This window comes from Sphingopyxis lindanitolerans (genome assembly GCF_002993885.1).
GTDB classification, from domain to species: Bacteria; Pseudomonadota; Alphaproteobacteria; order Sphingomonadales; family Sphingomonadaceae; genus Sphingopyxis; species Sphingopyxis lindanitolerans.
Window position 1 is genome coordinate 3,815,845 of the sequence record NZ_CM009578.1, and the last position, 10,861, is coordinate 3,826,705.

General features: G+C 66.0%; 13 protein-coding genes. 9 read left to right on the forward strand and 4 right to left on the reverse strand.

Going from position 1 to position 10,861, the window contains the following annotated elements; all coding sequences use genetic code 11:
• Positions 1–5 precede the first annotated feature (5 nt).
• Both copD and CVO77_RS18080 read right to left on the reverse strand, forming a co-directional pair.
• Positions 6–953: a copper homeostasis membrane protein CopD gene (gene copD, locus CVO77_RS18075; RefSeq protein ID WP_106000256.1), complete on the reverse strand. Its 948-nt coding sequence runs from the start codon at positions 951–953 to the stop codon at positions 6–8.
• Between the two features lie 4 nt (positions 954–957).
• Positions 958–1,293 (reverse strand): copper resistance protein CopC, encoded by a 336-nt coding sequence (locus CVO77_RS18080; RefSeq protein WP_242446007.1) that lies wholly within the window; start codon positions 1,291–1,293, stop codon positions 958–960.
• Positions 1,294–1,483: 190 nt separating this feature from the next.
• On the opposite strand from CVO77_RS18080, the gene CVO77_RS18085 reads away from it, so the two are divergent.
• From CVO77_RS18085 to CVO77_RS18110, 6 genes are all read left to right on the forward strand, one after another.
• Entirely contained in the window at positions 1,484–1,750 is a 267-nt protein-coding gene (locus CVO77_RS18085) for a hypothetical protein (protein WP_106000258.1), read from the forward strand.
• Position 1,751: 1 nt separating this feature from the next.
• A complete protein-coding gene (locus CVO77_RS18090) occupies positions 1,752–2,189 on the forward strand; it encodes a periplasmic heavy metal sensor (protein ID WP_106000259.1) in 438 nt (145 codons plus the stop codon).
• Positions 2,186–2,773, forward strand: coding sequence for an RNA polymerase sigma factor (locus CVO77_RS18095; protein ID WP_106000260.1), 588 nt, complete (start codon positions 2,186–2,188; stop codon positions 2,771–2,773). The genes CVO77_RS18090 and CVO77_RS18095 overlap by 4 nt, the downstream gene beginning before the upstream one ends.
• 69 nt (positions 2,774–2,842) lie before the next feature.
• Positions 2,843–4,600 (forward strand): copper resistance system multicopper oxidase, encoded by a 1,758-nt coding sequence (locus tag CVO77_RS18100; RefSeq protein WP_106000261.1) that lies wholly within the window; start codon positions 2,843–2,845, stop codon positions 4,598–4,600.
• Entirely contained in the window at positions 4,597–5,634 is a 1,038-nt protein-coding gene (locus CVO77_RS18105; protein WP_106000262.1) for a copper resistance protein B, read from the forward strand. The genes CVO77_RS18100 and CVO77_RS18105 overlap by 4 nt, the downstream gene beginning before the upstream one ends.
• Positions 5,635–5,759: 125 nt before the next feature.
• On the forward strand, positions 5,760–6,443 hold the full coding sequence (locus CVO77_RS18110) for a fumarylacetoacetate hydrolase family protein (RefSeq protein WP_106000263.1): 684 nt from the start codon (positions 5,760–5,762) through the stop codon (positions 6,441–6,443).
• Positions 6,444–6,476: 33 nt separating this feature from the next.
• Here the strand turns inward: CVO77_RS18110 and CVO77_RS18115 are convergent, their stop codons facing one another.
• Positions 6,477–6,923 carry an Lrp/AsnC family transcriptional regulator gene (locus tag CVO77_RS18115; protein WP_106000264.1) on the reverse strand — a complete coding sequence of 149 codons (447 nt, stop codon included), beginning with the start codon at positions 6,921–6,923 and terminating at the stop codon, positions 6,477–6,479.
• Between the two features lie 122 nt (positions 6,924–7,045).
• Between CVO77_RS18115 and alr the strand changes: the two genes are divergently transcribed.
• Genes alr through CVO77_RS18130 form a run of 3 tightly spaced genes read left to right on the forward strand, consistent with a single transcriptional unit; the run spans position 7,046 to position 9,813 of the window.
• A complete protein-coding gene (alr, locus tag CVO77_RS18120) occupies positions 7,046–8,173 on the forward strand; it encodes an alanine racemase (protein ID WP_106000265.1) in 1,128 nt (375 codons plus the stop codon).
• The gene (locus tag CVO77_RS18125; RefSeq protein ID WP_106000266.1) at positions 8,170–9,429 is read left to right on the forward strand and encodes a D-amino acid dehydrogenase; all 1,260 of its coding nucleotides are present in this window, start codon (positions 8,170–8,172) and stop codon (positions 9,427–9,429) included. The genes alr and CVO77_RS18125 overlap by 4 nt, the downstream gene beginning before the upstream one ends.
• A 27-nt stretch (positions 9,430–9,456) precedes the next feature.
• On the forward strand, positions 9,457–9,813 hold the full coding sequence (locus tag CVO77_RS18130; RefSeq protein WP_106000267.1) for a RidA family protein: 357 nt from the start codon (positions 9,457–9,459) through the stop codon (positions 9,811–9,813).
• 55 nt (positions 9,814–9,868) lie between these two features.
• Here CVO77_RS18130 and CVO77_RS18135 read toward each other — a convergent pair whose 3' ends face one another.
• On the reverse strand, positions 9,869–10,732 hold the full coding sequence (locus CVO77_RS18135; protein WP_106000268.1) for a metal-dependent hydrolase: 864 nt from the start codon (positions 10,730–10,732) through the stop codon (positions 9,869–9,871).
• Between the last annotated feature and the right edge of the window lie 129 nt (positions 10,733–10,861).

The window sequence follows — 10,861 nt, forward strand, 5'->3', positions numbered from 1 at the left end:
TCGGGTCACATGCCTTCGCTGCCGAAAGGATCGAGCGTTCCCAACCAGGCGACCAGAGCAAGGATGGTGAAGGCTGCCGTCGCTTCGACGATCAGGCTCTTGCGCAGGGTGGCGATGGTTCCCGAAGAGTTCTCGTCACGGCTCGCTTCCGCCTGCGCGATCGCGGCGCCGAGCGCCAGCGTGAACCGCCAGCGATTGGCGGCGGCGAGAGCGAGCATGAGCGCGAACAATGCAAGCTTGGCGAGAAGCAATTGCCCATAGGGTGCGGCGAGCGATCGGCCGAGATTCTGCGCGCCGATAATCATCTGGCCGTTGAGGAGCCCGGTTCCCGCGATGAGCAGGACGCAGATCGTGCCGATGGTCGAAAATTGTTCGAGACTTCGCGCGGCGATCGCGGCCCCCTCGGGACATCGCGGATGGAGGAGCAGGACAAAGGCCGCAAGCGCGCCGATCCACACTGCCGCTGCCGTCATATGCACGATGTCGCCGACCCGGTGGATGATCCCGGCAGCGCCCTCGCTCGCGCCGGCGTGGCCCGACCAGGCGAGAGTCGCGACCGCGGCCATGGCCGCCGCCACAAGCAGCATGGCGGCGGCGTGCGGCCACCGCCTCATCCAGATCGAGGCCGCCAGCGCGGCGGCGAGCGCGGCGCTGCGATAGAGCCACGCGGTGCCCGCGTCGCTTTGCCGGACGATATCCTGGAAGGACTGCGCGTCGAGCGCGAGGAGGCCGACATCCTGCATCGACGCCGCGAGCACGCCCATCCCGAGGGCCGACACGAGAAGCCCGGCCGCGCAGAGCCATCGTTCGGCGCGCCAGATCCTGTCGGTCAGTGCGGGGCTTGCGCGCTCGTCGCGCGTCAGAGCGTAGAGGAGGAAGGCCGCGAGCCCGGCGACGAGCATCAGGTCCGCATAGAGCGCGAACCGGATGCCGATCAGCGCGGGATCGCTCATCGCCTTATTTCACCGTGAAGCTGAATTCGCTTCCCATGCGATGCGTGTCCGCGCCCGCCGCCGACCAGCTCAGCGTGTAGGTGCCCGCCGCGAGTGGACGCTTGAGCATGAGGGTCATCGATTTTCCGTCCTTGCCCATCGCCGATGAGTAAGGAATTTTCATGGGCGCATGATCGTCCATTCCGGGCATACCGGTCATGACGAGGCTCGTCCTGATCGTCGAAGGGATCAGCCGCTCGCTGAATTGCAGGCTCACGGATGTCGTCTTGGCGACGGTCGAACCGGCCGCCGGCGTCGAACCGACGAGCCTCGTGTGCGCGCTCGTCGCGACCGGCGCCACCAGCAGGGCGAGAGCGGCCGCCGCGGACGGGAAAAAGGACTTGAGCATAAAACCTCCAATTGTTGGTCTGTTCTGCTAATACGCAGGCGCGTCGTTTGGCCCTCGCCGACCCGTTTGAGGGATGATCGCCGCAGCCGCGTATGGACATAGGGTCAGGACCCATTGGGGAAGGCCATTCGGCAAGAGGTTGATGGACGACGAACTTCGTATCTTGAGCCGGGTCGATCTGCCGGCGGCGCTCGACGCGCTCGACGACCGGGTCATCCGCGCGCTTGGCGTCCGGCGCCGGGAGGCGGCGGTCCTGCGCCGGGCGATGACGCTCGCCGCTTTCCTGTCGCTGGGTGGCGGGGTGGTCGCGGGGAGCATGGTTTCGCGGCCGGCGGTCGCGGCGAGCGCGCTCAGCCCGCTCGCCCCGGCAAGCGCGCTTGCGCCTTCGACGCTGTTGGACGCGCGATAACATGCCGTCACGCCGCCTGCTGCTTGTCGGCCTCATCGCCTTTGCCGCCGCCATCGCCGGGGTGTTCGTCGGCCGCCTGGCGACGGATGTTCCCAGGGCAAGCGAAACCGAGCTTCATGCGCTCCTGCACAATCAACTCGACCTGACAGCGCAGCAGAAGGTCCGGATCGACAAGATCGAGGCCGATTTCGCGGGCCGCCGGCGAGCACTGGAGCAGGATATGCGCGCCGCCAATGTCCAACTGGCCCAGGCGATCGAGGCCGAGCATGGCTATGGCCCGCAAGTCACCGAGGCGATCGACCATAGCCATCGGGTCATGGGAACGCTGCAAAAGGAAACGCTGGAACATCTCTTTACGATGCGCGCTGTCCTCGACAGCGACCAGGCGCGCATGTTCGACAAGATCGTGGTCAAGGCGCTGACCGCCGATGCGCGGTGAGTGCCGACCCGTCGCAATGGTCGGACACCGACCTGGCCGCGTTCGCGCGGGCCGGGCGCGAGGACGCCTATCGTGAACTGCTCAATCGCTACAAGGCCTTGGTTTACCGACTGATCGTGCGGCAGATCGGCGATGCCGAGGAGGCGATGGATTTGACCCAGGAAGCCTTTGTCGCGGCGTTCGCAGCCATCGACCGCTATGATGGCGAGCGGCCCTTTCGCATCTGGATCAGCCGGATCGCGATCAACAAGTGCCGCGACTGGGCGCGGCGGCGCAAGGTTCGCGCCTTCTTCGCGCGCGCGCTCCCGATTGAATCCGCGTACGATATCGCCAGCGACACGCCGCTTCCCGACACCCAGACCGATGACCGGATCGAACTTGCCCGTGTCCGCGCCGCGATCGCCAGGCTGCCGCGGAATTTGCGCGAGATTCTGGTCCTGCGGGGGGTGGAGGAGGTCAGCCAGGCAGAGGCTGCGGCGTTGTTGAGCGTCAGTGAGAAAACGGTCGAAACGCGCCTCTATCGCGCGCGGGCGCGGCTCCGGCAGCTGCTCGCCGTTCCCGGCGAGGGCGCCTCATATCGCTGATTCGGATAAGGGGCGCGCGATCTGCCTGCGTATGGGTTTGAAGAGCAATCACGAACGGTCGGAAAGAATATGCAGATCAACAGGCGCCGGTTCGTCGGCGGGGCTTTGGGCGGCGGCGGGGTCGCTGCGATGGCGGCGTGGTTCCCGGCCTGGGCGCAGCCGGTGTCGTCCGGCATCACCGCGCCGATCCCGACGGTGTCGGGCAGCGACATCACGCTGCGCATCGCGCGCCAGACGATGCGGGTCGACGGCCGGCTGAGCCGCGCGATCGGGATAAACGGGACGGTGCCGGCGCCGCTGGTGCGCCTGAAGGAAGGGCAGACCGCCAGGCTGACCGTCGTCAACGACCTTGATGAGGACAGCTCGATCCACTGGCACGGGCTGCTCCTCCCGTTTCAGATGGACGGTGTTCCGGGGGTCAGTTTTCCGGGGATCAAGCCGCGCTCGACCTTCATCTACGAATTTCCGGTCATCCAGTCGGGCACCTATTGGTATCACAGCCATTCGGGCCTTCAGGAACAAATCGGCCATTATGGGCCGATCGTCATCGACCCCGAGGGCACCGACCCGGTCGTCTATGACCGCGAGCATGTCGTGGTGCTGTCCGATCACAGCCACATCTCGCCCGAGGCGATCTTTCACAAGCTCAAGGCCAACCCCGGCCATTTCAACGGGCAGCGTCAGACGCTCGCCGGATTGCTGGCAGGCAAGGATCAACCGCTCGACGAGCGCATCGCCTGGGGCGCGATGCGGATGGACCCGACCGACGTCGCCGACGTCAGCGGCTCGACCTACACCTTTCTGGTCAACGGCCATGGCCCGCGCGACAATTGGACCGCGCTTTTCAATCCCGGCGAGCGTGTCAGGCTGCGCATCATCAACGCATCGGCAATGTCGATCTTCAATGTCCGTATCCCCGGACTGCGGATGACCGTCGTGCAGGCCGACGGCCTGAACATCGTGCCGGTCGAGACCGACGAGTTCCAGATCGCGGTTGCCGAGACCTATGACGTGATCGTCACCCCGGCCGTGGATCGCGCCTATACGTTCGTCGCCGAAGCCAATGATCGATCGGGGATGGGGCGGGCGACGCTGGCGCCGCGCCCCGGAATGACGGCCGAAGTTCCGCCGCTGCGTTCGCGGCCGCTGGCGACGATGAAGGATATGGGGATGGGCGCGATGGGCGCGGGGGCGGGCGGCGATGCGTCCTGTTCGGCCGAGCATGCCGCGATGGGCCATTGCACGATCGAGGGCGATGGCGGCGCGATGGATCATGGCATGCGCGACTTCGACGCCGCGCCGCAGGTCAAGCGCGACCCGAGCGTCCAGACGATCTCACCGATGCCCGTCGACCGAATGGGCGAGCCCGGCCAGGGGCTCGACGATGTCGGGCACGAGGTTCTGACCTACAAGCAACTCGTCGCGCTCGACCGCAATCCCGACGTTCGCGCGCCCGAGCGCTCGCTCGACATCCACCTGACCGGCAATATGGAACGCTTCATGTGGTCGTTCGACGGCATGAAGATGTCGGATCATCACGAACCGATCCCGTTCATCGAGGGTGAGCGGGTGCGCGTCAATTTGATCAACGATACGATGATGAGCCACCCGATCCACCTGCACGGCCATTTCTTTGAACTGGTCACCGGCAAGGGCGACCGGGCGCCGCGCAAGCATACGGTGCTGGTCCAGCCGGGGGGCATCGCGACCTTTGACCTGACCGCCGACGCGGTCGGCGACTGGGCGTTCCACTGTCATCTTCTCTATCATATGTATGCCGGGATGATGCGGGTCGTCAGCGTCCGTCCGCGCGGGGAGGCGGCATGACCCGGCTCGCGCTGTTCCTTGTCGGCGGTGCCGCGCTGGCCTTCGCCGATCCGGCGGCCGCGCAGGGTCATGCGATGCACGATGAGCCGCCCGCCGCGCCGGCGCCTGAGGCTCAGCACACGCCCCGGCCCGCAGAAAGCATGGATCACGACGATATGCCGGGCATGGTCATGGATCAGCCCGCCGACGCCGGGTCGCCGGGCTGCCCGCCCGAGCATGCCGCGATGGGCCATTGCACCCCCGGCGACGCGCCGCCCGGCCCGGCGACGGGCGCGGTCGGCACCGACCTGCCAGCGGGCGATGCGCCCGCCCCCGCGCCGCCGGACGATTGGTATGCCGACCAAATCTATCCAAAAGCCGAGATGGATCGCGCACGCGATGAAATGATGAAGGAGAGCGGTGGGCAGACGATCGCTTTCCTGAGCCTGGACCGCGCCGAATATCAGGCGCGCAAGGGCCGCGACGGATATCGCTGGGGAGTCGAAGGCTGGTACGGCGGCGATGTCGATCGCGTCACGCTCAAGAGCGAAGGCGAAGGCTGGTGGGGCGAAGGGGTCGAGGCGGCCGAACTGCAATTGCTCTACAGCCGCGCGGTCGGCCCCTATTTCAACCTCCAGGCCGGTGTGCGGCAGGATCTGGGCGAAGGGCCCGACCGCAGCTACGTGGTCGTCGGCTTCGAAGGCCTCGCGCCCTATTGGTTCGAGGTCGAAGGCGCGCTGTTCCTGTCGAACAAGGGCGATCTGCTTGGGCGGGTCGAGGGGTTTTACGATCAGCGCATTACTCAGAGGCTGATCCTGCAACCACGGGCGGAGGTCAATTTCGCGCTTCAGGACGTTCGCGAGACGAGCACCGGGTCGGGGCTTTCCAATGTCGAACTCGGGCTGCGGCTTCGCTATGAGGTCGTCAAGGAATTCGCGCCCTATGTCGGGGTCGAATGGGCGCGCCAGCTCGGCGACACCGCGCGGTTCGCGCGTGCCGCTGGTGAGGATACGAACGGCGTCAGCTTCGTGATGGGAGTGCGCGTCTGGTTTTAGGCCTGCCTTGCGTGAAAGCGAGGCTGGTCGCGGCGAGCGGCAAGCTCTATGGCGTCGATATTGCTGCGCAGGCGGGTTGAAAAACCACGCGCCCCCGTCGGCGGCCTGATATCGAGGATGCACGCATGGGCCTGTCATTTTCCGTTTCCGCTCCCACCGCCGCAATCGCCGGAAGCGGCGAACGCTTTCTCGTCCGCCGCATTTTCTGCGTCGGCAAGAATTACGCCGACCATGCGCGCGAGATGGGCGGCGACCCCAGCCGCGAGCCGCCCTTCTTCTTCTCGAAGCCCGCCGACGCGGTCGCCCTGGGCACGGGCGACATCGCGATGCCGCCGCGCACCGCCAATCTGCATCACGAGATCGAGCTGGTGGTGGCGCTTGCGAAGGGCGGCGCGAACATCGCATCCGACGATGCCGCGGGCTGCATCTTCGGCTATGCCGTCGGCAACGACCTGACGCGCCGCGACTTGCAGGCCGACGCCAAGGCCGGCGGTCGGCCGTGGGACATGGCGAAAGGTTTCGATCATAGCGCCATCCTCTCGCCGATCCGCCCCTCGGCCGAGGTCGGCCACCCCGCCAGCGCGCGGATCTGGCTGTCGGTCAATGGCGAGCTGCGGCAGGACGGCGACATCGCCGACATGATCTGGCCGGTCGCCGACATCATCGCCGAACTGTCGACCTATGTCGAACTCAGGCCCGGCGACCTCATCTACACCGGCACTCCGGCGGGTGTTGGGCGCGTCGTTGCGGGCGATGTCGTCGAAGGCGGAGTCGACGGCATCGGCGTGATCGCGAATCGCTTCGTATAACTTGTTGCCATATGGCGACCGGCCGACAGCGTTCTACATCCGGCGGTTGCTGCGCATCGCGAAGCTCGACATGATCCGCGAGACGCCGGGCAGGCGCGACAGCACGTCGCGGTGGAAGGCGCCATAGGCGTCGATGCCGTCGATCTGGACCCGCAGGACATAATCGCCGCCGCCGGTCATCAGATACCATTCCTGAATCTCGGCATGATCGCGCACCGCCTTCTCGAAGCGCACGAGATATTCCTCGGTCTGTCGTTCGAGTTCGATCTGAACGATCGCGGTCGTCCCTTCATGGGGGGCGGCGTGCGAAACGATCGCCGCATAGCCGCGGATCACCCCCGATTGTTCGAGCAGACGTACGCGGCGCAGGCAGGCCGAGGGCGACAGGCCGACCTCGCTCGCGAGCGCCTGGTTGGTGATCCGGGCATCGAGCCGTAGCCGATTCAGGATGCGCCGGTCGATGTCGTCGAGTGACTGCATATTCTGCGATTGCCCCGTATATAATTCTATATGTTGTCCATATTATGCCTGTTTCTACGTCATATGAGCGGCACATTGGAAGAGATTTTGACTATCTTGCGTTCCGCGGAGGATGAAGGGTCATGGCTCAAATTTTGTCGTCGAGCATCCTCCGGATCGACCTCGACGCGATCCGCGCCAATTATCGCTCGATCGCCGCGCGCGTTGCCCCGGCGCGCGCCGGGGCGGTGGTCAAGGCCAACGGCTATGGCCTTGGCGCCGAACAGGTGGCGGCGGCGCTCTATCGCGAAGGGTGCCGGACGTTCTTCGTGGCGCGGCTCGTCGAGGCCGATGCGCTGGCGGTCATGTTGGGCGCCGACGTTCCTATCTTCATTCTCAACGGCCTCGATCCCGGCGCCGAGAGTCGATGCGCCGACGCGGGGCATATCCCGGTGCTCAATTCGTCCACGCAGGTGGCCGCCTGGCGCCGGCTCGCCGTGTCGCGCGGGACGGCGCTGCCGGCGGCGCTGCAACTCGACACCGGCATGTCGCGCCTGGGGCTTTCGCTTGCCGAGGCCGAACCGCTGTCGCGCGATCCGGCCTTCGCGCGCGAAATCGACCTGCGCCTCGTCATGACCCATCTCGCGTGCGGCGACGATCCCGATCATCCCGCCAACGCAGCGCAGCTCGGCGCCTTCACCGCGGGCTGCGGGCTGTTTCCCGATGCCCCGGCGTCGATCGCCAACAGTGGCGGCTCGTTTCTGCCGAAGGGCTTTCATTGCGCCATCGTCCGTCCGGGGGTTGCGCTGTTCGGCGTCGATCCCGGCCCGGCCGCGGCCGGGCTGCGGCCCGTCGCGACGTTGCACGCGCGCATCCTGCAGATCCGCGAGATCGGGCCGGGAGTCGGCGTCGGCTATGGGCTCGACCATGTCGCGCGCGGGCCGCAGCGCCTCGCCACGATCGGCATCGGCTATGCCGATGGCTGGCCGCGCAATCTTGGCGGCGTCGGCCGCGCCTGGTGGGACGGCGTCGCGCTGCCGATCGTCGGACGGGTGTCGATGGACAGCCTGACGATCGACATCAGCGATCCCCGCGCCGCCGCGCTCGCCGAAGGCGACCTGGTCGAACTGATTGGGCCGTCACAATCGCTGGCCGACGTCGCTCGCGATGCGGGGACGATCCCCTATGAAGTGCTGACCCGTCTCGGATCGCGCCACGCGCGGATTTTCGTCGAAGACGGCCAATCGCAGATCGCGGGAGACAGGATATGAAGATCGTGATTCTTGGCGCCGGGGTCATCGGCGTCACATCGGCCTATTATCTCGCCAAGGCGGGGCATGAGGTCGTGCTGATCGATCGCCAGAAGGGGCCGGGGCTCGAGACCAGCTTTGCCAATGCGGGCGAGATTTCCCCTGGCTATGCGTCGCCGTGGGCGGCGCCGGGCATTCCGGTCAAGGCCTTGCGCTGGCTGTTCATGCATCACGCGCCGCTGATCCTCAAACCGCGCTTCGACCCTGCCATGCTGCGGTGGATTCTGGCGATGCTGCGCAACTGCACGGCGGCGCGCTATGCCCTGAACAAGAGCCGCATGGTTCGTCTTGCCGAGTTCAGCCGCGACGAGCTGATCACCCTGCGAACCGAGCTGGGGATCGCATATGATCATCGCGAACAGGGCACGCTCCAGCTTTTTCGCACGCAAAAGCAATATGACGACAGCGCGAGCGATATCGCCGTCCTCAAGGATTATGGCGTCGCCTATGAATTGTTGGAGCGCGACGGCTGCGTCGGGGCCGAACCGGGGCTGGCTGCGACCCGCGACCGGTTCGTCGGGGGGCTGCGGCTGCCCGGCGATGAAACCGGCGACTGCCACCTCTTCACGCGCGCGCTCGCGGACCGGCTTCCGGCGCTGGGGGTCGAAATCCTTTACGACACCACCATCGAAGCGCTTGAAAGCGAAGGCGGGCGGATCGTCGGCGTGCGCACCGATCGCGGGACGATCACCGGTGACGCCTATCTCGCGGCGCTGGCAAGTTTTACGCCGGGCCTGCTGCGGCCCCTCGGCCTCGATATTCCGATCTATCCGGTCAAGGGCTATTCGATCACGGTCCCGATCGCCGACGAAGGCCGCGCCCCGGTTTCGACGCTTCTCGACGAAAGCTACAAGATTGCGATCACCCGGCTCGGAGACCGCATCCGGGTCGGCGGGATGGCCGAGCTTTCGGGGTTCGATCGCACGCTGTCGGAACGCCGCGAGGCAACGCTGTTGCACTCGCTGAACGACCTGTTTCCGGGCGCCGCGGCCACGAAGGCGGAGACGAATTTCTGGAGCGGATTGCGGCCGATGACCCCCGACAGCACGCCGGTCATCGGCGCGACGCGCTTGCCGAACCTTTTTTTGAACGCCGGACATGGCACATTGGGCTGGACGATGGCATGTGGTTCCGCGCGGCTGATCGCCAGCATCATCGGCGGGACAGCGCCGCCCATCGACCATGCCGACCTCGCCCTTTCGCGCTATTCGCGCTGACACGCTTTATCGAAGGAGAAGGAAGAAGTGACCATCGAACGCCTGCATAGCGGCCCCCGCATGAGCCAGGCCGTGATCCACAGCGGCATCGTCTACCTCGCGGGCCAGGTCGGCGCGCCCGGCGAAAGTGCGGCGGCGCAGACGCGCGCCGTGCTCGCGTCGGTCGACAAACTCCTGGGCGAGGCGGGGACCAGCCGCGACCGCTTGCTCACCGCCACCATCTGGCTTGCCGACATGGCCGACTTCGCGGCGATGAACGCCGTTTGGGAAGAGTGGATCGCGGGCGCCAACGCTCCGACCCGCGCCACCGGCGAGGTGCGCCTCGCCACTGACGACTATAAGGTCGAAGTCATCGTGACCGCCGCGCTGCCCGACCGCGGTTGACGGCATGATTCCTGTTTGCGGGGCGCGTCGGCGCGCCCCGCAAACGCATATTTCATCAGGCCGCGGCGAGCCCGTATTTTGCCTCGGTCAGCGCGAGCAGAGCGCGGTCGTCATGGTCCCACGGATGGAAGCCCGGCCGGTAATATTGCAGATAGGGCCGGAAACAACGGCGGAGCACGCCGGGCTTCGCCATCAGATATTTGGCGGTCCTCCACCAGGTCGCGGGCGTGTTGATGCGGTCCTCGCGATAGAGTGACGCCATATTGGCCCCGATCGTCCAAAAGAAGAGCAGGGTGCTCGCGACCATGGTGGCGGTGCGCAGCAAATAGCGTCGCGGCGACGACCAGTCCCGCGTCGCGACTATCAACGTGTCGAAGGCGACCGCCTTGTGCTCAAGCTCCTCCATCGCGTGCCAGCTCCACATGCGCTTGGCCTCTTCGGGCGCGCCGGCGAGGTCGGTGCTGCCTGCTTCGAGCAGGCTGTGCGCGAGGATCGCAGTGAAATGTTCGAGCGCGCAGGTCGCCGCGAGCTGCCGGATTTTCGCATTGCGCCGTCCGAGCGCGATGACCCTCAATGTCCGTGCCTCGAGCCTGGCGATGTCATAGCCCGCGTCGGCGGCGAGTGCGTTGAACTCGCGGTGTTCGCGGCTGTGCACCGCTTCCTGGCCGACGAAATCCTTGATCTGTGACCGCAGCGGCTCGCTGGTCAGGTGGCGATATTCGCGCACGCTATCCATGAAGAATTTCTCGCCATCGGGAAAGGTGGCCGACAGCGCGTTGAAAAAGGCGGTCGCGACCGGGTCGCCGCCGTGCCACCAGCGTCGTCCGCGCGCCCGGTTCGCGTCGAATTGAAAGTGGAGATTGCGGATCCGGATCGACAGGTCGTTCGGACTCTTGGACAGATGCTTCTCGAGGGTCATGGGTTCGGCTCCGTTTTAACAATGATGTCAAAATAGATTCGTTTAGACATTGATGTCAACAAGAATCCGAAGAGGCTGGCAGCGTGCCATCGGGCGCGCTTTGACGGCGGCGGGAGGCGCCTTGTGCGC